At 53.7% G+C, this 20,326-nt stretch carries 18 protein-coding genes; 8 read left to right on the top strand and 10 right to left on the bottom strand.

The annotated features are described in order from the left end of the window. The 6 genes from atpB to asnC form a co-directional block, all read right to left on the bottom strand. Window positions 1-604: F0F1 ATP synthase subunit A (gene atpB, locus ACRCWW_RS04930; RefSeq protein ID WP_438681413.1), on the bottom strand; the 604-nt coding region annotated here is incomplete at its 3' end. 8 nt (window positions 605-612) lie between these two features. Further along, complete coding sequence (atpI, locus tag ACRCWW_RS04935) at window positions 613-993, bottom strand: F0F1 ATP synthase subunit I (protein ID WP_438681427.1); 381 nt, start codon at window positions 991-993, stop codon at window positions 613-615. A 616-nt stretch (window positions 994-1,609) separates the two neighbouring features. Further along, window positions 1,610-2,233, bottom strand: coding sequence for a 16S rRNA (guanine(527)-N(7))-methyltransferase RsmG (gene rsmG / locus ACRCWW_RS04940; RefSeq protein WP_438681414.1), 624 nt, complete (start codon window positions 2,231-2,233; stop codon window positions 1,610-1,612). Window positions 2,234-2,337: 104 nt separating this feature from the next. Further along, entirely contained in the window at window positions 2,338-4,227 is a 1,890-nt protein-coding gene (gene mnmG, locus ACRCWW_RS04945; RefSeq protein WP_438681415.1) for a tRNA uridine-5-carboxymethylaminomethyl(34) synthesis enzyme MnmG, read from the bottom strand. A 374-nt stretch (window positions 4,228-4,601) separates the two neighbouring features. Then, the gene (gene mioC, locus ACRCWW_RS04950) at window positions 4,602-5,051 is read right to left on the bottom strand and encodes an FMN-binding protein MioC (protein WP_438681416.1); all 450 of its coding nucleotides are present in this window, start codon (window positions 5,049-5,051) and stop codon (window positions 4,602-4,604) included. Between the two features lie 91 nt (window positions 5,052-5,142). After that, a complete protein-coding gene (gene asnC / locus ACRCWW_RS04955) occupies window positions 5,143-5,601 on the bottom strand; it encodes a transcriptional regulator AsnC (RefSeq protein ID WP_045853727.1) in 459 nt (152 codons plus the stop codon). 151 nt (window positions 5,602-5,752) lie between these two features. Here asnC and asnA point away from each other — a divergent pair, with 151 nt between their 5' ends. Continuing rightward, the gene (gene asnA / locus ACRCWW_RS04960; protein WP_438681417.1) at window positions 5,753-6,745 is read left to right on the top strand and encodes an aspartate--ammonia ligase; all 993 of its coding nucleotides are present in this window, start codon (window positions 5,753-5,755) and stop codon (window positions 6,743-6,745) included. Here the strand turns inward: asnA and viaA are convergent, their stop codons facing one another. Both viaA and ravA read right to left on the bottom strand, forming a co-directional pair. Then, the gene (gene viaA / locus ACRCWW_RS04965; RefSeq protein WP_438681418.1) at window positions 6,746-8,197 is read right to left on the bottom strand and encodes an ATPase RavA stimulator ViaA; all 1,452 of its coding nucleotides are present in this window, start codon (window positions 8,195-8,197) and stop codon (window positions 6,746-6,748) included. It lies immediately after the preceding gene. Continuing rightward, on the bottom strand, window positions 8,197-9,693 hold the full coding sequence (gene ravA / locus ACRCWW_RS04970; RefSeq protein ID WP_438681419.1) for an ATPase RavA: 1,497 nt from the start codon (window positions 9,691-9,693) through the stop codon (window positions 8,197-8,199). The genes viaA and ravA overlap by 1 nt, the downstream gene beginning before the upstream one ends. A 218-nt stretch (window positions 9,694-9,911) precedes the next feature. Between ravA and kup the strand changes: the two genes are divergently transcribed. The 7 genes from kup (at window position 9,912) to rbsR (ending at window position 17,904) form a co-directional block, all read left to right on the top strand. Beyond that, window positions 9,912-11,783, top strand: coding sequence for a low affinity potassium transporter Kup (kup, locus tag ACRCWW_RS04975; protein WP_438681420.1), 1,872 nt, complete (start codon window positions 9,912-9,914; stop codon window positions 11,781-11,783). 266 nt (window positions 11,784-12,049) lie between these two features. Next, window positions 12,050-12,469: a D-ribose pyranase gene (gene rbsD, locus ACRCWW_RS04980; RefSeq protein ID WP_438681421.1), complete on the top strand. Its 420-nt coding sequence runs from the start codon at window positions 12,050-12,052 to the stop codon at window positions 12,467-12,469. A gap of 7 nt (window positions 12,470-12,476) precedes the next feature. Continuing rightward, window positions 12,477-13,982, top strand: a complete 1,506-nt coding sequence (rbsA, locus tag ACRCWW_RS04985; RefSeq protein ID WP_438681422.1) for a ribose ABC transporter ATP-binding protein RbsA — start codon at window positions 12,477-12,479, stop codon at window positions 13,980-13,982. Between the two features lie 5 nt (window positions 13,983-13,987). Continuing rightward, complete coding sequence (gene rbsC, locus ACRCWW_RS04990; protein WP_438681423.1) at window positions 13,988-14,953, top strand: ribose ABC transporter permease; 966 nt, start codon at window positions 13,988-13,990, stop codon at window positions 14,951-14,953. Window positions 14,954-14,980: 27 nt separating this feature from the next. Then, on the top strand, window positions 14,981-15,871 hold the full coding sequence (gene rbsB, locus ACRCWW_RS04995) for a ribose ABC transporter substrate-binding protein RbsB (protein WP_404659895.1): 891 nt from the start codon (window positions 14,981-14,983) through the stop codon (window positions 15,869-15,871). Between the two features lie 107 nt (window positions 15,872-15,978). Continuing rightward, on the top strand, window positions 15,979-16,908 hold the full coding sequence (rbsK, locus tag ACRCWW_RS05000) for a ribokinase (RefSeq protein WP_438681428.1): 930 nt from the start codon (window positions 15,979-15,981) through the stop codon (window positions 16,906-16,908). 3 nt (window positions 16,909-16,911) lie between these two features. Continuing rightward, window positions 16,912-17,904, top strand: a complete 993-nt coding sequence (rbsR, locus tag ACRCWW_RS05005) for a ribose operon transcriptional repressor RbsR (protein WP_438681424.1) — start codon at window positions 16,912-16,914, stop codon at window positions 17,902-17,904. On the opposite strand, the gene mdtD is transcribed toward rbsR, so the two are convergent. Together mdtD and ACRCWW_RS05015 are read right to left on the bottom strand one after the other, a co-directional pair. Then, window positions 17,901-19,304 carry a multidrug transporter subunit MdtD gene (gene mdtD / locus ACRCWW_RS05010; RefSeq protein WP_438681425.1) on the bottom strand — a complete coding sequence of 468 codons (1,404 nt, stop codon included), beginning with the start codon at window positions 19,302-19,304 and terminating at the stop codon, window positions 17,901-17,903. The two genes, rbsR and mdtD, sit on opposite strands and share 4 nt — an antisense overlap. Beyond that, window positions 19,305-20,009, bottom strand: coding sequence for a FadR/GntR family transcriptional regulator (locus ACRCWW_RS05015; protein WP_438681426.1), 705 nt, complete (start codon window positions 20,007-20,009; stop codon window positions 19,305-19,307). Window positions 20,010-20,326: the final 317 nt, after the last annotated feature.

Raw genomic sequence — 20,326 nt, forward strand, 5'->3', positions numbered from 1 at the left:
ACAGCAGGCTGACGCCTTCCAGGATCAGGTTGACCGGAATGAACGCCCAGTGATTGAACGGCTGCAGGGTAAGCTCTTTAACAAAGCCGCCAACGCCTTTCATTTTGATGCTGTAGAAAAGAATCAGGATAAATACGCCCAGCGCCATAGAGAGGGTGATGTTCACGTCCGCAGACGGCACCACGCGCAGAGCAGGCAAGCCAAAGATATGTTCGCCAATGTACGGAATCAGGTCGATTGGCAGCAGGTCCATCAGGTTCATCAGGAAGACCCAGACGAAGACGGTCAGTGCCAGTGGCGCAATCAGCTTGCTCTTGCCGTGGTACATGTCCTTGACACTGCCATGGACGAAGCCGATGACCATTTCGATAGCCGTCTGGAATTTCCCTGGTACGCCGCTGGTCGCTTTTTTCGCAACGCTGCGGAACATGGCAAGGAACAACAGACCCAGCACCACCGAGAAGAACATGGAGTCAATGTTGATCGTCCAGAAGGTGGCCGGGGGGTTATGCGGATCCACCAGCGAGAAAGTACGCAGGTCCAGCTGAAGGTTATTCAGATGGTGACCTATGTATTCCTGCGGCGTCATATTTTCTGAAGCCATGATGCCTTTTACCCTTTGTTGTTGATTACAGCTGGTGCCAGAACTTGTACCACCAGCACCAAAACCCACGTCACTATCAGCGGCAAAAATACCACCTTGAAGACCGCCAGCGCCACCACCAGGAGGGCAAAGGTCAGCAACACCTTGAACACTTCGCCGAAGGCGAAAGACCAGGCCACTCGGCCTTTGGCAGGTGTATGCGCCTGATGACGCCAGGCAAAAATCATAAACAATGCGTTTGGCACGACAACCGCCAAACCTCCGCATGCGGCGGAGATGCCCCAGAAGGGGTCTTTGAGGCTAAACAGCAATCCACTCGCCATTACTGCCAGAAGCTGAATGAACAGAAGCTTACGAGCAACGTTTCTACTCAAGAGCGACACAGACATCACGTTTTTACTCCTGCTCCCTTCGAGGTATGCCGCGTGTCGTATAAAACGTCCTTTGAGGCTCTGAGTCAAGCTTCAAAAAGCGGACAAATTATACGGTGACGCCCCGTGAATTCAAACAATAAGTAGCGAAAAGGTGAATAAATGTTTAAATTTTTTTCGACGGGGCTATTTTTCAATTTTTCAGGAAACGGTGAACAATCGATTAAAACTGCAAATGACGCGAAAAACCTCACCTTAAAGCGTGCATCCGATCACAAAAAAAACATTTTCACCCTAATAGAAAATGGGCACAGAAATAATTCCTGTAATTCATCTTTCTGAAATACATAACAAATTATTCTGACTCTTTTTAAAACAGCCCTATACAGACCGAAAACCTTTCATTGACATTCATAATAAAAATTTAACATGAGACAACGGTTCAGGCTCCCGACTTTTAGCAAACTGATATTTTCGGTGTTGACTATTATTAGGGCTAACCAAATACGCACAGGTTAACAGAAAGCAAAAAAGCAGTGACCGGGTCGTTAAATGTAACTGAACGTATCACTACTTTCCCCGTACAAATTTAACACTTACCTGTACGATTAAAGTTCACATTTTTTGATAAAAATTAAATTTTAGTTGGCTTAATCGTAACCAAATGACGCTCACCATCAAGCTGTGGAACCTGAAGTTTTACGATATCTTCCACCACAAATCCTGCTGGCAGTTGGCCGATTTCGTCATCAGGTACCAAACCTTTCAGAGCATAAAAACGTCCTTGCTCGCCAGGCAAATGGTGACACCAGCTCACCATATCATTCAGCGAAGCAAACGCACGACTGATCACGCCATCAAACGGCGGCTCTGCCGGAAATTCTTCAACACGGCTCTGCACCGGTTCTACGTTATCAAGTTTCAGCTCATGCTGAACCTGACGCAGGAAACGCACACGCTTACCAAGACTGTCCAGCAGAGTGAAATGAGCCTCCGGCAGAACAATGGCCAGTGGAATACCTGGCAGGCCAGGGCCTGTTCCCACATCGATAAAACGGCTGCCCTTCAGGTGTGGCGCGACGATAATGCTGTCGAGAATATGACGCACCAACATCTCGTTCGGGTCACGCACAGAAGTCAGGTTGTACGCTTTGTTCCATTTGTGGAGCAGTTCGACGTAAGCCACCAGCTGTTGCTGCTGGTTTGCGGACAACGAAATGCCTGCTTCAGCGAGCAGACGAGAGAGTTTGTTAAGCACTGAGAGATCCCTGTTGAGCTGCTTGTGGCGGATGGCGCTTTGCTAACCCGCCCTACGGGTATGTAGGCCCGGCAAACAACGCGCCGCCGGGCAATGTTCAATATTTACGCGCTACGACGCAGCATGCCCTGCTTTTTCAGCCAGACCAGCAGAATCGAGATGGCCGCTGGCGTGACGCCGGAAATACGTGATGCCTGACCAATGGAAGACGGCTTGTGGTCGTTGAGCTTGGCGATAACTTCATTGGACAGGCCAGAAACCTGACGGTAATCCAGCGTAGCCGGCAGAAGCGTGTTCTCATTGCGCTGGTGACGGTCAATCTCGTCCTGCTGACGCACGATGTAACCTTCGTACTTCACCTGGATCTCCACCTGTTCAGCAGCCTGTGGATCTTCAAGACCTGGGGCAAACGGCGTCAATTGAACCAGTTGCTCGTAAGTTACGCCTGGACGACGCAGCAAATCTTCCCCGCTGGCTTCGCGAGAAAGGGGAGCGCTCAATTGGGCGTTCACTTCAGCCGCGGCTTCGGAGGTCGGCGTCACCCAGGTGGATTTCAGACGCTGACGCTCACGTTCGATGCTTTCCAGTTTCTCGTTGAAACGAGCCCAACGTTCGTCATCAACCAGGCCCAGCTCGCGGCCTTGTTCAGTCAGACGTAAATCAGCGTTGTCTTCACGCAGCATCAAACGGTATTCCGCACGAGAGGTGAACATGCGGTACGGTTCTTTGGTGCCCAGCGTGCAAAGGTCATCGACCAGCACGCCAAGGTAAGCCTGATCGCGGCGTGGCGCCCAACCTTCTTTGTCAGCAGAGAAACGAGCGGCATTAAGGCCTGCCAGCAAGCCTTGTGCTGCGGCTTCTTCGTAACCGGTGGTGCCGTTGATCTGCCCGGCAAAGAACAGACCCTGAATGAATTTACTTTCCAGCGTCGGTTTCAGATCGCGTGGATCGAAGAAGTCGTACTCAATAGCGTAGCCAGGACGGACGATCTTCGCGTTTTCCATCCCTTCCATCGAACGAACGATCTGCATCTGCACGTCAAACGGCAGGCTGGTGGAAATCCCGTTCGGGTAGATTTCGTTTGAAGTCAGGCCTTCTGGCTCAAGGAAAATCTGGTGCTGGTTACGATCGGCAAAACGCATCACCTTGTCTTCAATTGACGGGCAGTAACGCGGACCAATCCCTTCAATCACGCCTGCATACATCGGGCTGCGATCGAGGTTATTGCGAATGACGTCGTGCGTTTTCTCGTTGGTATGCGTGATATAGCAAGGCACCTGGCGTGGATGTTGCGCGACGTTGCCCATGAACGAGAACACCGGCATCGGGTTATCGCCATGCTGTTGGGCCAGAACGCTGAAATCGATAGTGCGCGCATCAATACGCGGCGGCGTCCCGGTTTTTAAACGACTCACGCGCAGCGGCAGTTCACGCAAGCGGCGAGACAGTGGGATGGAAGGCGGATCGCCAGCACGGCCACCGCTGTAGTTATCCAGCCCAATATGAATTTTTCCGTCAAGGAAGGTGCCGACAGTCAGAACAACGGCTTTCGCACGGAACTTCAGACCCATTTGGGTCACGGCACCTACGACCTGATCGTTTTCCACAATCAGATCTTCAACCGCCTGCTGGAAGATCATCAGGTTAGGCTGGTTTTCCAGCGCAGTACGTACAGCCTGACGATACAACACGCGATCGGCCTGAGCACGGGTGGCACGAACGGCCGGCCCTTTGCTGGCGTTTAGTATCCTAAACTGGATGCCAGCCTGATCGATTGCTGTGGCCATTAAGCCGCCAAGCGCATCCACTTCTTTTACCAGGTGTCCTTTCCCAATGCCGCCAATAGCCGGGTTGCAGCTCATCTGCCCCAGAGTGTCGATATTGTGTGTCAACAGCAGGGTTTGCTGACCCATACGTGCTGCGGCCATCGCGGCCTCAGTACCTGCATGACCCCCGCCAATGATGATGACGTCAAAAGGATCCTGATAAAACATGGTGTTCTGCCTCGCATGAAAGCGGTTTGAAAAGTGATTGAAGCCCGGGCCGTGGATTCTACTCAACTTTGCGTGTTGGAGAAAGCACCCGGGATCCTGGGTATTTAAAAGAAGATCTTTTTATTTAGAGATCTGTTTTACTATGATCTCTTATTAGGATCGCCACCTTCTGTGGATAAGGCGGATCCGGGTAATAAGATCAACCGCTTAAGAAGGATCACTGGCTGTGAATGATCGGTGATCCTGGTCCGTATAAGCTGGGATCAAAATGAAGGGTTATACACAAGACAAAAACTAACCAAACCTTATACTTTGGATAACTACCGGTTGATCAGTGCTTTTAACCAGAGTTATCCACACAAAAAACGCGATCTTTACAATTCTCCGATCACATTCTTCCATTCATCGAGCCAAATCTCGGCCGGATCTTCCGGAATGTCATGATCAAGGATGTTGATCTTCAGCGTTTCACCCACCTGCTTCGCGCCACAGGCGATCAACGCGGCATCGATTTTATCGATCGCTCCACAAAAGGTGTCGTACTCACGGCTGCCGATACCGACAGACCCAAAACGTACGGCGGAGAGATCCGGTTTCTGTTCCTGCAATGCTTCATATAAAGGAAGAAGGTTATCGGGAATATCTCCCGCACCGTGAGTGGAGCTCACCACCAGCCAGACACCCCTTACATTCAGCTCCTCAAGCAGAGGGCCGTGCAGTGTTTCAGTGGAGAAACCGGCGTCTTCCAGCTTTTCAGCCAGATGTTCCGCTACGTACTCGGCACCGCCGAGCGTACTGCCACTGATAAGTGTAATGTCTGCCATGAAAGTCCACCCATTATTCCTGAGTGGCACATTGTACGCTGTGTGTGAGCTGGGATCTACCTGTGGAAAGATGTGGGATTAAAAAGCCCGATCATGGGCGAATGGTACGCATGATCGGGTTTTGCAGGGAGATAAGCGTCTCGGTGGACTGAATTTCATCGATTGTTTGGATCTTGTTGATAAGTACCTGCTGAAGGGCGTCGATCGAGCGACACATCACTTTAATAAAGATGCTGTAGTGGCCGGTGGTGTAATACGCCTCGGTGACTTCATCCAGGCTCTCCAGGCGTGCGAGCGCTGAGGGGTAGTCCTTCGCACTTTTGAGGATGATGCCAATAAAGCAACAAACGTCGTAACCGAGCTGCTTTGGGTTCACGTCGATACGAGCCCCGGTAATGATGCCCGCCTGCTTCATTTTCTCTACGCGGACATGAATGGTGCCCGGGCTTACGCCAAATTGCTTGGCGAGTTCTGCGTAGGCCGTGCGCGCATTGGCCATCAGGGCTTCAAGGATGCCGCGATCCAGATTGTCGATCTGATAATTTTCCATAGGATATTCTTATGATAATTGATGATTCTTTCTATTTTAGCGCCTGATTTTAGCGAATCAAAATCCAGGGTGGCTTTTTAATTGATGATTATTGAATTACGACTGCTTTCTGTTGCTTAATCAAAGGCACAGGACGCAGGAGAGTATAAAAATGAAAACCGCTTACATCGCAAAACAACGCCAGATCAGTTTCGTTAAGTCCCATTTTTCACGTGAGCTCGAAGACAGACTTGGACTCATTGAAGTTCAGGCGCCGATCTTAAGCCGGGTGGGAGATGGCACCCAGGACAACCTGTCTGGCTGCGAGAAAGCGGTACAGGTAAAAGTGAAAACCTTGCCTGACGCCCAGTTCGAGGTGGTGCATTCCCTCGCGAAGTGGAAACGTCAGACGCTTGGCCAACACGACTTCAGCGCGGGCGAAGGGCTCTACACGCACATGAAAGCCCTTCGCCCCGATGAAGACCGTCTTACCCCAATCCATTCAGTCTATGTCGACCAGTGGGACTGGGAACGCGTAATGGGCGACGGTGAACGTCATACCGGCACGCTGAAAGCGACAGTAGAAGCGATTTACGCCGGGATCAAAGCGACGGAAGCCGCAGTGAGCAAAAAGTTTGGTCTGGCACCGTTCCTGCCTGAGCAGATCCACTTTGTGCACAGCCAGGAGTTACTGAGCCGCTATCCGGGTCTGGATGCCAAAGGGCGTGAACGCGCCATTGCCAAAGAGTTGGGGGCTGTTTTCCTGATTGGCATCGGTGGCAAATTATCTGACGGCCAGCGTCACGACGTTCGTGCCCCGGATTATGATGACTGGAGCACTCAAGGTGAAACAGGTCTGGCGGGTCTGAACGGCGACATTCTGGTGTGGAACCCGGTTCTGGAAGATGCGTTTGAGCTCTCTTCGATGGGTATTCGTGTGGATGCCGAAGCGCTGAAACGTCAGTTAGCACTCACTGGGGATGACGATCGCCTGCAGTTAGAGTGGCACCAGGCGCTGCTCAGAGGTGAAATGCCGCAGACCGTCGGCGGTGGCATTGGCCAGTCACGTTTGACCATGCTGCTGCTGCAACTGCCGCACATCGGCCAGGTGCAGTGTGGCGTGTGGCCACAACAGGTTCGTGAAAGCGTGGGTTCTCTTCTTTAATTAGCGTTGCCAGCGCCGCAGCAAGCGGCTCCGTAACCCGGTATCAAAGCGCCAGATATGATCAAAGATGCGCATGATGCCGGGTTTTCCATGTTGAGACATCGCCACCGCATGAAAACGATGTTGATGCAGCCGCTGCAATTCGCTCACCTTATTCACCACGTCGTCCGGCAATCGCTGAGCGATAAAGTCTGAAATCACCACAGCATCGGCATCCGTCCATTCCGGGCCCTGCATCCGTTCGATAATCGCGCGGAAGCAGCTGGCGATATCCGTGCCGCCGCGAAAACGCTGGCTTAAAAAGCGAATGGCCTGCTCCAGCCCCTGTGGGCCGGTCAGTTCGTAGCGCACCACTTCACTGGAAAACAGCATAATGTAGCAGCGGCGATTGTCCGCCAGCGCCACGCGCATCAATGCCAGACAGAAGGCTTTGGCACATTGTTCGTTAAAGCCGCCCATTGAACCTGATGTATCCACGCAAACAATAAACGGCCCGCGCGGCTGCTCATCAAAGTCCTGATGGACAACCGGACGCTCGCTGATTTTCTCCCGCCAGGCGTCGCCGTGCAGACGGTAAGTGAGCAATTGCTTCTCCACCAGCCGCCGGTAAAACTCGTATTCGAGTTCGGTGATCCCAAGTGTCGCCAGTTCGGGCGGAAGCAGACGCAGAATATCGTCGCTCTGCTGCAACCCATCAACCTGTTCTGGCACCGTGGCGGGTTCACGTACAAGGGTGCGGAACGTTTCCATTGGCGCGTCTTTGCGCGGCACGGATTTGGCTTCGCGCGAACGGCCCAGCTGTTCGGCAAGGCGCATCAGCTCCGGCTGTTCAGTCAGAAAATCACCGTAGCGGACAATCAGCTGCCAGTCGCCGCGCTTCAGTTGCCCTTCGCTCATGTCCCACAGGCGGCCTGCGGCGGCATCATTTTCAACCAGAATCGGCTCAAGCTGCCCGCTGAGGGTCATCTTTTCCTGCACTTCGCTGAGCAGTTGTTCACGCTCATCTTCCAGCAGTTGCTGGTTAAGCGTCGTGGCCTGAACGACCAGGCTGAGCCGCCAGCGCTGCAAAAACAGAGTATGTAGCGCTGGGGTAAAGGTGGCGTTGTTATCCACCAGCTGCTGTGCCTGAGAGGCAAACGGCGACTGGAGTTTGTGTAAAAGGGCGAGGATTTGCGGGAGCTGGACAATGAATTGTGCTGTAGAAAGCGTCTGGCTTTGCTGATAACACATCACCTCGTCACTCAACTCCTGAGGAACGTGTGTTTCTTTCAGTCGGCTTTTGAGCGACTCCCGCCAGCGAGGGATGTCTTCAGTGAGGGCATTTTTCAGCCGTGGAAACTTTTCAAAGAAGATCGCCAACTGAGGAGATGCCAGCAGGGCGATGATCATCTCTTCGATCATGCCTTCTGCGCTGACAGCCAGCATCACGTTCAGTGTGTCGAGGGTGAGCATTACTGGCGAGCCTGTTTGATCTGATCGCCGACATCCTGAAGGCTGGCCTCAATTCTGCCCAGCCAGTCGCCGTGGACGAACAGGCATTTTTGCTGTTCGCTAAAGCGGGTGTGCTGCTGATGCCATTCGTCGTCCAGGGCATCCAGCTGTTGTTTGATTTCACCCGGCATGTTCTCCGGCGTGCTTGTTCCCGGGAGCGCAAGGCGTGAACCCTGAAGACTGACGTCACGCAGCAGCAAGTGCTGGCTGGTGTCGACTTCCATATTCAGCACCTGGGCGAAGCCGATGCCGTTGAGCTTGCCGCGGATCTCTCCCCCTTTTTCCAGCCACTGAGCCAGCGCCTGACGCTCGACGGTAATGTGCACCACATTCATGTCGTGCAGTTTCAGCGGTTGCTGAAGCAACAGCGTGAGCGTGACGTCCTGCACCTCATCCGGCAGTTCGTAGTGAGGTTTGCGGCTGAACATGCCGCCCAGGCGAGTGACTTTCAGCGCTGTTTTGTCGCTCTGCTGTTGCTGGAGCTGCAAACGGCGTTGGGTAATCGCCCCAAGTTTGAGCAGCATGGCCTGCTGCTGCCAGGCGTGTCCGGTCATCAAATTATCCAGCTGCTGTTTCATAAGCTGTCGGCTTTGGGCATCGTGCCACAGGCAATCTTTCAGCAGGATCAAATCAATGGGGGCGATCGCCTCGCGGCCGCTGAAAAAGGCACAGGCCTGCAGCAGGCGGATCGCTTTTTTCCACCGGCGGTCAGAAACATAAGGCGCATCTGGCAAGGTATCCAGCTGCTGGCGCAGGTGATAGACCAGCTCAAAAACGGCATCGGGCAGCTTGACGTTGCCGATGTCCTTCTGCCACTGCATGAACTCTTCGTCCGTGACCTGGAGGTTTTCAGGCACGGGATTGGTGCTCTCATCCTGCTGGTTTATCAGCAGCGAGCGGAAGTTGCCTTTGTCCTGCACTTTGTCCAGCCACAGGCGAATCAGCATGCGGTCATAGAGGGCTTCCAGGCTGCTGTCTGCTTCCGGCAGTTCGTTGGAGGCTGCCACCAGCAGGCGCATGGGGATTTTTTCTTCGCTGGCACCGTTGCGGAAGCTGCGTTCGTTAATGGCGGTGAGCAGGGTGTTCAGGATCGCCGGGCCTGCTTTCCAGATCTCATCGAGAAACACAATTTCAGCTTCCGGCAGGTAACCGGTGGTCAGGCGTTCATAGCGACCTTCATCTTTCAGCGCCTGAATGGATAACGGGCCAAACACCTCTTCGGGCGTGGAGAAACGGGTCATCAGGTATTCAAAGGCGCGGGCATGCTGGAAGGCAAATTTAAGGCGGCGGGCGATCAGGCTTTTGGCAATGCCGGGCGGCCCCAGCAGAAAGACGCTCTCGCCGCTCAGTGCGGCTAACAGGCACAGTCTGATGGCGTGACTGCGCTCAAAAAGCCCTTTTTCGAGGGCTCCACTGAGGCGGGAAATTCTTTCTGCTAATAAGTGTGATTGCGCCATAATAGAGGGGTATCCTTCCGCTAATTATCCAGCTATCAGGCGATTATAGCGGGTTGCGGGCATTGGGTCATCGTGCGAAAAGCCGCAGTTTTTTCTTTGAGCAAGGATAACGTGGGGTCAATTTGGAGTACGATTTTTCGATTAATCGTGCATACTGTGCGCCTTTTGTGAGCCAGGGATCAGGGTACACATTTGTCTTATAAACGAAAGACGAGTCTATGAGCACTGATAATAAGCATTCATTGCCGGCCATCACCCTTGCGGCAATCGGCGTGGTCTACGGTGATATCGGTACCAGCCCACTTTATACACTGAGAGAATGTCTCTCAGGTCAGTTTGGATTTGGTGTAGAACGTGATGCCGTGTTCGGCTTCCTGTCGCTCATTTTCTGGCTGCTGATTTTTACTGTTTCCCTGAAATACATCACCTTCGTGATGCGAGCGGATAACGCCGGTGAAGGCGGTATTTTGACGCTGATGTCGTTGGCGGGGCGGAATACCTCGGCAAGAATGACGTCGGTGCTGGTTATTCTCGGCCTTATTGGCGGCAGTTTCTTCTATGGTGAGGTGGTGATAACCCCGGCCATCTCGGTGATGTCAGCTATTGAAGGGCTTGAGATCATCGCCCCTCAACTTGATAGCTGGATAGTGCCGATTTCAATTGCTGTCCTGACGCTGCTGTTTGCTATTCAGAAGCACGGTACTGCGCTGGTGGGCAAATTGTTTGCCCCGATCATGCTTATCTGGTTCCTGCTGCTGGCGGTTCTTGGGGCTCGCAGCATCATTGCCAATCCAGAAGTGCTTCAGGCGCTAAATCCGTACTGGGCTGTGCATTTCTTCCTGGAATACAAAACCGTGTCGTTTGTGGCACTGGGTGCAGTGGTGCTCTCCATCACCGGTGTGGAAGCGCTGTATGCCGATATGGGCCACTTCGGCAAACTGCCGATTCGTATCGCCTGGTTTAGCGTGGTGCTGCCGTCGCTGGTGCTGAACTACTTTGGTCAGGGCGCGCTGCTGCTGAAACATCCGGAAGCGATTAAAAACCCGTTCTTCCTGCTGGCGCCTGAGTGGGCGCTGATCCCGATGCTGATTATTGCGGCTTTGGCGACGGTTATTGCCTCTCAGGCGGTGATCTCTGGCGTGTTCTCATTGACCCGTCAGGCGGTACGTCTGGGGTATCTCTCGCCGATGCGTATTGTCCACACTTCAGAAATGGAGTCCGGGCAGATTTATATCCCGTTCGTTAACTGGATGCTGTATGTCTCGGTGGTGCTGGTTATCGTGAGCTTCGAGCACTCCAGTAACCTGGCGGCGGCGTACGGTATTGCCGTCACCGGTACCATGGTACTGACATCGATTCTTTCCACGACCGTGGCTTACCGAAACTGGCACTGGAACAAGTACTTCGTTGGCCTGATTCTGGTGGCGTTCCTGTGCATTGACGTGCCGCTGTTCTCCGCAAACCTCGACAAACTGATGTCCGGTGGCTGGCTGCCGCTGACCCTCGGCCTGGTGATGTTCATGGTGATGACCACCTGGAAGAGCGAGCGTTTCCGTCTGCTGCGTCGGATGCATGAACATGGCAACTCTCTTGAAGCGATGATTGCTTCCCTTGAGAAATCGCCACCTGTTCGCGTGCCCGGTACGGCGGTGTATATGTCCCGTGCCCTGAACGTGATTCCTTTTGCGATGCTGCATAACCTCAAGCACAACAAAGTGCTGCATGAGCGTGTGATCCTGCTGACGTTGCGCACTGAAGATGCGCCGTACGTTCACAACGTTCGCCGTGTGCAGATAGAGCAGCTCTCGCCGTCATTCTGGCGAGTGGTCGCAAGCTACGGCTGGCGTGAAACGCCGAACGTGGAGGAAGTGTTCCATCGCTGTGGTCTTGAAGGCCTGAGCTGCCGAATGATGGAAACCTCGTTCTTCATGTCGCATGAGTCGCTGATTATCGGCAACGATCGCCCGTGGTATCTGCGCTTGCGCGGCAAGCTCTACCTGCTGCTGCAACGCAACGCCCTGCGCGCGCCTGACCAGTTTGAGATCCCGCCAAACCGCGTTATCGAGCTCGGGACTCAGGTCGAGATTTAACATCCTCCACACATGCCGGGTGGCGCTGCGCTTACCCGGCCTACATTTCCGCTTTTGCCTCGTGCGGACTGATGCCCTCACCCCGACCCCGACCCTCTCCCACGGGGAGAGGGAGCAAACACTAAAAACGGTGCTTTTGGCACCGTTTTGCTCTCTACCTCGAAACGTTTCGATGGCGATCACATTTCTATAACCTGATGGTGGTTTTCTGAGCTTTCTTCAGCGTAAACTGACTCCAGCGAAACGTTTCGCTAGTGGAGCAAAACATGAAGAAAGGTACTGTACTCAACGCTGATATCTCCTCGGTCATTTCTCGCCTTGGGCATACTGATACACTGGTAGTGTGTGATGCGGGTCTGCCAATCCCTCGCAGCACGCAGCGTATTGATATGGCTTTAACTCAAGGTGTGCCTGGCTTTATTCAGGTGCTGGAGGTGGTGACATCAGAGATGCAGGTTGAGACGGCAATTCTCGCCGCGGAAATCAAAACCCATAATCCGCAGCTCCACGAAACGTTGCTCCGTCACCTGGAGCAGCTGCAGCAACACCAGGGAAACACCATTGATATTCGTTACACCACACACGAGCAGTTCAAACGACAAACCGCAGAAAGCCAGGCGGTGATTCGCAGCGGGGAGTGTTCCCCGTACGCGAATATCATTCTCTGTGCTGGCGTCACGTTCTGAGGCCATCATGGACGCATTACTGCAACTCAAAGGGATCGACAAATCCTTTCCGGGCGTAAAAGCGCTCTCCGGTGCCGCATTGAATGTTTATCCTGGCCGCGTCATGGCGCTGGTGGGGGAAAACGGTGCAGGCAAATCCACGATGATGAAAGTGCTGACCGGCATCTACAGCAAAGATGCCGGTTCACTGTTGTGGCTGGGAAAGGAAACCACCTTTACCGGGCCGAAGTCGTCGCAGGAAGCCGGAATTGGCATCATTCATCAGGAACTGAACCTGATCCCACAGCTTTCTATCGCTGAAAACATTTTCTTAGGCCGCGAGTTCGTTAACCGCTTCGGCAAAATCGACTGGAAAACCATGTACGCCGAAGCAGATAAGCTGCTGGCGAAACTCAACTTGCGCTTTAAAAGTGACAGGCAGGTGGGGGAGTTGTCGATTGGCGATCAGCAGATGGTCGAAATCGCCAAGGTGCTGAGCTTTGAGTCGAAGGTCATCATCATGGATGAACCGACGGATGCGCTCACTGATACGGAAACCGACTCCTTATTTCGCGTCATTCGCGAGCTGAAATCGCAAGGTCGCGGCATTGTCTATATTTCCCATCGCATGAAAGAGATCTTCGAAGTCTGCGATGACGTGACGGTTTTCCGCGACGGGCAGTTTATCGCCGAGCGTGAAGTTTCCAGCCTCACTGAAGATACGCTGATTGAGATGATGGTCGGGCGCAAGCTTGAAGATCAGTATCCGCGCCTCGATAAAGCGCCGGGTGGCGTTCTCCTGAAAGTGGATAACCTTTGCGGGCCAGGCGTGGAAAACGTCAGCTTCACGCTGCGTAAAGGCGAGATCCTCGGCGTGGCCGGGTTGATGGGCGCCGGGCGTACCGAACTGATGAAAGTGCTTTACGGCGCGCTGCCGCGTAGCAGCGGGTATGTGACGCTTGATGGCCATGAAGTGGTGACCAAATCCCCTCAAGATGGTCTCGCGAACGGCATTGTTTATATCTCTGAAGACCGTAAGCGCGATGGCCTGGTGCTGGGTATGTCGGTCAAAGAGAACATGTCGCTGACCGCGTTGCGCTATTTCAGCCATAGCGGCGGCAGCCTGAAACACAAAGATGAACAGCAGGCGGTAAGCGATTTTATCCGTCTGTTTAACGTCAAAACGCCGTCGATGGAACAGGCGATCGGTCTGCTTTCCGGTGGCAATCAGCAAAAGGTCGCCATTGCCCGTGGGCTGATGACGCGCCCGAAAGTGCTGATCCTCGATGAGCCAACGCGTGGCGTCGACGTCGGGGCGAAAAAAGAGATCTACCAGCTTATCAACCAGTTTAAAGCCGATGGCCTGAGCATCATCCTTGTCTCCTCTGAGATGCCGGAAGTGCTGGGCATGAGCGATCGCATCATGGTGATGCATGAAGGGCATCTCGGCGGTGAATTCACGCGCGAGCAGGCCACTCAGGAAGTATTGATGGCTGCCGCAGTGGGCAAGCTTAATCGTGTGAATCAGGAGTAAAAAAGATGACTACCCAGGCTGTTTCTGGTCGCCGCTATTTCACTAAGGCGTGGCTGCTGGAGCAAAAATCGCTGATCGCGCTGCTGGTGCTGATAGCGATTGTCTCCACCCTGAGCCCGAACTTTTTTACCGTCAATAACCTGTTCAACATCCTGCAACAGACTTCCGTAAACGCCATTATGGCGGTCGGGATGACGCTGGTTATTCTCACTTCGGGCATCGATTTGTCGGTGGGATCGCTGCTGGCACTGACGGGCGCGATTGCTGCTTCAATTGTAGGGATTGAAGTCAATGCGCTGGTGGCCGTTGCTGCTGCACTGGCGGCAGGCGCTGCTATTGGCGCAGTCACAGGCGTGATTGTGGCAAAGGGCCGCGTTCAGGCGTTTATCGCCACGCTGGTGATGATGCTTCTGCTGCGCGGTGTGACGATGGTCTACACCAATGGCAGCCCGGTGAATACCGGCTTTACTGACAACGCGGATGTGTTCGGCTGGTTTGGTATTGGTCGCCCGCTGGGGATTCCAACGCCAGTGTGGATCATGGCGGTGGTGTTTATCGCGGCCTGGTACATGCTGCATCACACTCGTCTGGGCCGCTATATCTATGCGCTTGGCGGCAACGAAGCGGCGACGCGCCTCTCGGGCATCAGCGTCAACAAAGTTAAAATCATCGTCTATTCCCTGTGCGGTTTGCTGGCATCGCTTGCGGGCATTATCGAAGTGGCGCGCCTTTCTTCAGCGCAGCCTACAGCGGGAACAGGCTACGAGCTGGATGCGATTGCGGCTGTCGTGCTGGGCGGCACCAGTCTTGCGGGCGGCAAAGGTCGCATAGTTGGGACGCTGATCGGCGCATTAATCCTCGGTTTCCTCAATAATGGTTTGAATTTGTTAGGTGTTTCCTCCTATTACCAGATGATCGTCAAAGCGGTGGTGATATTGCTGGCGGTGCTGGTAGACAACAAAAAGCAGTAATAACTGACATAACAGGACCTCTCAGATATGAACATGAAAAAACTGGCTACCCTCGTCTCCGCCGTGGCACTGAGCGCTACCGTCAGTGCTAACGCGATGGCGAAAGACACCATTGCGTTGGTTATCTCTACCCTGAACAACCCGTTCTTTGTTTCATTGAAAGAGGGCGCGCAGAAAGAAGCGGACAAACTGGGTTACAACCTGGTGGTGCTGGATTCTCAGAACAACCCGGCGAAAGAGTTGGCGAACGTACAAGACCTGACCGTACGCGGCACCAAAATCCTGCTGATCAACCCAACCGACTCTGATGCTGTAGGCAATGCGGTGAAGATGGCAAACCAGGCGAAAATCCCTGTTATCACGCTTGACCGCCAGGCGGCCAAAGGTGAAGTGGTAAGCCACATCGCTTCTGATAACGTGCTGGGTGGCAAAATCGCGGGTGATTACATCGCGAAGAAAGCCGGTGAAGGCGCGAAGGTTATCGAACTGCAAGGTATTGCCGGGACTTCCGCTGCACGTGAACGTGGCGAAGGCTTCCAGCAGGCTGTTGCTGCTCACAAATTTAACGTGCTGGCGAGCCAGCCGGCAGACTTCGACCGCACCAAAGGTCTGAACGTCATGCAGAACCTGCTGACTGCGCACCCGGACGTGAAAGCGGTCTTCGCTCAGAACGACGAAATGGCGCTTGGCGCACTGCGTGCATTGCAGACTGCCGGTAAGTCAGATGTGATGGTCGTCGGTTTTGACGGCACTCCGGATGGCGAAAAGGCAGTAAATGATGGCAAACTGGCTGCGACGATTGCGCAGTTGCCGGAGCAAATTGGCGCCCAGGGCGTAGAAGTTGCTGATAAGGTACTGAAAGGTGAGAAGGTTCAGGCCAAGTATCCTGTGGACCTGAAGCTGGTCATCAAGCAATAAGTCATACCGATTCAGGCCAACAAGAGCCTGAGGGGACAACGTAAAAAGAAAAGCGTGGCATGCGCCACCGGGATCCCGGTGGCGCTCTTTACCGGACACTCATGATTATGAACAACGCAGGAACTCTCGTCGTCCTTGGCAGTATCAATGCCGATCACATTCTTAACCTTGATGCTTTTCCCCGCCCTGGCGAAACCCTCACGGGTATGCACTATCAGGTGGCGTTTGGTGGTAAAGGCGCAAACCAGGCCGTAGCCGCAGGGCGTAGCGGAGCCAATATCTCTTTTATCGCTTGTACGGGCGATGACGATATTGGTGAACGTATCCGCAAGCAGCTCACGAGCGACAATATCGACGTTGCGCCAGTGAGCGCGATTGCCGGAGAGTCCACCGGCGTAGCGCTGATTTTCGTTAATGGCGAAGGTGAGAATGTCATCGGTATTCATGCAGGCGCGAACGCGGCATTGTCTGTGGAGTTAGTTGCGGCGCAGGAAAAACGGATTGCCGATGCAGATGCGCTGCTGATGCAACTGGAATCCCCGCTGGAAAGCGTGTTGGCTGCGGCAAAGATAGCCCGGCAACACGACACCAAAGTCGTGCTCAATCCGGCCCCTGCACGTGAGCTTCCCGACGAACTGCTGGCACTGGTGGATATCATCACCCCGAACGAAACCGAAGCTGAAAAGCTGACCGGCGTGAAAGTGGAAAACGATGAAGACGCAGCGATTGCGGCTCAGGTCCTTCACGATAAAGGTATTGAGACGGTTATTATCACGCTCGGCAGCCGTGGCGTGTGGGCCAGTGAACAAGGTAAAGGCCAGCGTGTGCCGGGCTTTAAAGTTCAGGCTATCGACACCATCGCCGCAGGTGACACCTTCAACGGGGCGCTGATGACAGCGTTGCTGGAAGGCGAGGCGCTGCCAAAAGCTATACGTTTCGCACACGCAGCCGCTGCGATTGCGGTGACCCGCAAAGGCGCGCAACCGTCAGTGCCTTGGCGTAAAGAGATCGACGAATTCCTCAGTCAGCAGGGGTAACGCTTGGCTACCATGAAGGACGTTGCCCGCCTGGCGGGCGTTTCCACCTCAACGGTCTCTCACGTCATTAATAAGGACCGCTTTGTCAGCGAAGCCATCACCGAAAAAGTGCTGGCGGCGATCAAAAGTCTTAACTATGCGCCGTCTGCACTGGCGCGCAGCCTTAAACTCAACCAGACCCACACCATTGGTATGTTGATCACGGCCAGTACCAATCCTTTCTATTCTGAGCTGGTTCGCGGCGTGGAACGCAGTTGCTTTGAGCGCGGCTACAGCCTGGTGCTCTGTAACACCGAGGGCGATGAGCAAAGGATGAACAGCAATCTGGAAACGCTAATGCAAAAGCGTGTGGATGGTTTGCTGTTGCTCTGCACCGAAACTCACCAGCCTTCGCAAGAAATCATGCAGCGCTACCCTTCTATTCCGACGGTCATGATGGACTGGGCACCGTTTGATGGCGACAGCGATCTGATTCAGGATAACTCGCTGCTCGGCGGCGACATGGCCACACAGTACCTGATCGACAAAGGCTATACGCGTATCGCCTGCATTGCCGGCCCGCTGGATAAAACGCCGGCTCGTCTGCGTCTGGAAGGGTATCAGGCTGCGATGCAACGCAGTGGATTGGGCGTAGAAGAAGGCTACATCATTACCAGTGATTTTGAGTTTGGCGGCGGATTGAGTGCGATGCAGTCGCTGCTCGCTTTGCCTGTTCCACCACAGGCTGTCTTTGTCGGTAACGATGCCATGGCCGTGGGCGTATATCAGGCGTTATATCAGGCGGGCTTGTCTGTTCCGCAACAGATGGCGGTCGTGGGCTATGATGATATTGAACTGGCTGCCTATATGACCCCACCGCTGACGACTATCCATCAGCCGAAGGATGAGTTGGGCGAACTGGCCATTGATGTGCTTATTCATCGTATGGCCCAGCCCGGACAGAAGCAGCAGCGAGTGCAACTTACGCCCGAGCTGGTGGTACGCGGCTCGGCTTAAGCCTTCTTCTTATGCCGCTCCTTAATCAGGTTGCGGCCATCTTTTGGTTTCAACAGCATAAAGACCAACGCCGAGACAACGGTTATCGCCCCCATGGTAATGAAGGTGTAGTGGAACTGCTCGACGGTGTTGGTGCTGTCGAATCCTTCGTAAAAGCGCAGAACGGCTGCACTGACCGCCACCCCCAGACTGATTGAAAGCTGCTGAGTTACGGCCAGCACACTGTTACCGCCGCTGGCGTTTTCATCCGTTAAGTCGGCGAGAGTAATGGTATTCATCGATGTGAACTGCGTTGACATTGCCATGCCCAGAACGAACAGCGGCAGGATCAGCATCCAGACCGGCATCGACGGTGATTGCAGTGAGAACTGAGCGATCATCAGGCCGATAAAGACCGTTATTCCCACCAGCGTTTTACGATAGCCCAGCCAGCGCAGCACCTGAGTGACCGTGGATTTCGCCAGGATGGAGCCCATTGCTGTGGGTGCCATCATGCAGCCCGCAATCAGCGCCGGATAACCAAACCCAACCTGCAACATCAGCGGCATCAGGAACGGGACGCAGCCTGTACCCAGACGTGTCGCCAGATTTCCGGCAATGCCCACGGAAAACGTGCGCGTCCTGAACATCGGCAAAGTAATAAGAGGCGTAGGGTGACGGCGAGCATGCTTTATATAAGCAAAGAGCAGAAGCATGCTCACCAGCACGATAGCCAGTGCAATCCAGGTTGCTACAATCTTCTCGCCAAACAGTTCCATCCCGCTGGAAAACAGCACCAGGCTCAGACCAAACAACAGAAAACCAGTCATATCGAAGCTGCGGCGTGGGGTAGTGAAGTTCGGCATATATTTGCGGGCATATAACAGCCCGGCGATACCAATCGGGATATTAATCAGGAAGATCCAGTGCCAGCTTGCCCAGGTCACCAGTACTCCACCCAATACCGGGCCAAGGATTGGGCCGACTAAACCTGGCATCGTGACAAAATTAAGCACCGGCAACAGCTCGCTGCGCGGATAGGCGCGTAACAGTGCAAGGCGAGCGACGGGCATCATCATTGCGCCGCCAACGCCCTGAATCACGCGGAAGATAACCAATTGCAGTAACGAGCCTGAGAGCGCACAGGCAAGCGAACCGAGGGTGAAGAGGCTCACTGCGAGCATGAAAACACGTCTTGTCCCAAAGCGGTCGGCCAGCCAGCCGCTCACGGGTATCAGCATCGCTACCGTCAGGGTGTAGCTTATGATGGCAGACTGCATCGCCAGCGGAGAACGGTTCAGGCTGTGGGCGATGGCAGGAAGTGCCGTGTTAAGGATGGTGGCATCCAGCGCCTGCATAAAGAAGGCCATTGCCGCTATCCACGGCAACCCGGCCATACTGCGTGATTTCTTTTCTGTCATCTATTTATGCGCCTGCGCGGTGGGAGCAATCAACAGTGTCTGACAGGCCTGAAATGCCCGAGTGCCGTCGCTTTCCTGAATAGCATCGACAATGGCCTGGTGGAGATCGAGTTTCACCACTTCGTCCTGGGTGATCGCGGCAAAGTAGGTGTGGTAAACCGAATGAAATAAAGAAGCGAACGAAGTGAGGAAAGGATTCGAACTCATGGCATAGATTTGTTCGTGCCAGGCCATGTCCACAGTTATCCAGCGCTCGCGGTTAAAGTGACGCTTCAGATGCGTCATCTCTTCCATCAAAGTATTCAATTGCGCTTTCTGTTCTGCGCTGCCCAGCATTGCCGCCAGCATGCAGGCCTGAGGTTCAAGGCTGCTGCGCATGACCAGGAAGTGCTCCACTACTTCGGGGAAGTTATTCTCGGTGAGCCACCATGAGAGCAACTCTTTATCCAGAAAGTTCCAGTCGCTTCTTGGCATAACACGGGTGCCAATACGGGGGCGAGGTAAAACCATTCCTTTTGCGGATAACGTCTTCACCGCTTCGCGAACGGCTGTCCGGCTAACACCGAATTGTTCACCTAGCTCCATTTCACCCGGGAGGATGCTTTCCGGGGGATACTCACCGGTTAAAATCTTCTGCGCCAATTTCTCGGCAAGAACCCATGAGATGTTCTTTTGTGCCGCCAGCTGCTGTGCGCTTAAGGACATAAATGTCATTCCTTCTGTCTAAACCCTTTTTAGTATGCCACTCAGTGACAAAATTCGGCGGCAAAATCAGCAGATAGCGCAATTAATGGTGCTTTTATGGCTGTTTTGGTGAAAAAAAACGCGAACAGTAAAATAATTCAAATTTCCTCTTGTCACCCCGGAATAACTCCCTATAATTCGCCTCCACTGACACGGAACAACGGCAAGCAAGCCGCCGGGTCAGCAGGGTTTCTCCGGAAATTCTGACAGAGAAAAGCGAAAATAAACGCTTGACTCTGAATGAGGAAAACGTATTATACGGGACCTCGAAACGGTGA

The sequence above is a fragment of the Scandinavium sp. genome, from assembly GCF_051650185.1.
Taxonomy (GTDB): domain Bacteria; phylum Pseudomonadota; class Gammaproteobacteria; order Enterobacterales; family Enterobacteriaceae; genus Scandinavium.

Excerpts from the sequence above, each read along its gene's own strand:
- atpI (WP_438681427.1), bottom strand. The coding sequence starts at position 993 with ATGTCTGTGTCGCTCTTGAGTAGAAACGTTGCTCGTAAGCTTCTGTTC.
- mnmG (WP_438681415.1), bottom strand. The coding sequence starts at position 4,227 with ATGTTTTATCAGGATCCTTTTGACGTCATCATCATTGGCGGGGGTCAT.
- mioC (WP_438681416.1), bottom strand. The coding sequence starts at position 5,051 with ATGGCAGACATTACACTTATCAGTGGCAGTACGCTCGGCGGTGCCGAG.
- asnC (WP_045853727.1), bottom strand. The coding sequence starts at position 5,601 with ATGGAAAATTATCAGATCGACAATCTGGATCGCGGCATCCTTGAAGCC.
- asnA (WP_438681417.1), top strand. The coding sequence starts at position 5,753 with ATGAAAACCGCTTACATCGCAAAACAACGCCAGATCAGTTTCGTTAAG.
- viaA (WP_438681418.1), bottom strand. The coding sequence starts at position 8,197 with ATGCTCACCCTCGACACACTGAACGTGATGCTGGCTGTCAGCGCAGAA.
- ravA (WP_438681419.1), bottom strand. The coding sequence starts at position 9,693 with ATGGCGCAATCACACTTATTAGCAGAAAGAATTTCCCGCCTCAGTGGA.
- kup (WP_438681420.1), top strand. The coding sequence starts at position 9,912 with ATGAGCACTGATAATAAGCATTCATTGCCGGCCATCACCCTTGCGGCA.
- rbsD (WP_438681421.1), top strand. The coding sequence starts at position 12,050 with ATGAAGAAAGGTACTGTACTCAACGCTGATATCTCCTCGGTCATTTCT.
- rbsA (WP_438681422.1), top strand. The coding sequence starts at position 12,477 with ATGGACGCATTACTGCAACTCAAAGGGATCGACAAATCCTTTCCGGGC.
- rbsC (WP_438681423.1), top strand. The coding sequence starts at position 13,988 with ATGACTACCCAGGCTGTTTCTGGTCGCCGCTATTTCACTAAGGCGTGG.
- rbsB (WP_404659895.1), top strand. The coding sequence starts at position 14,981 with ATGAACATGAAAAAACTGGCTACCCTCGTCTCCGCCGTGGCACTGAGC.
- rbsK (WP_438681428.1), top strand. The coding sequence starts at position 15,979 with ATGAACAACGCAGGAACTCTCGTCGTCCTTGGCAGTATCAATGCCGAT.
- mdtD (WP_438681425.1), bottom strand. The coding sequence starts at position 19,304 with ATGACAGAAAAGAAATCACGCAGTATGGCCGGGTTGCCGTGGATAGCG.
- ACRCWW_RS05015 (WP_438681426.1), bottom strand. The coding sequence starts at position 20,009 with ATGTCCTTAAGCGCACAGCAGCTGGCGGCACAAAAGAACATCTCATGG.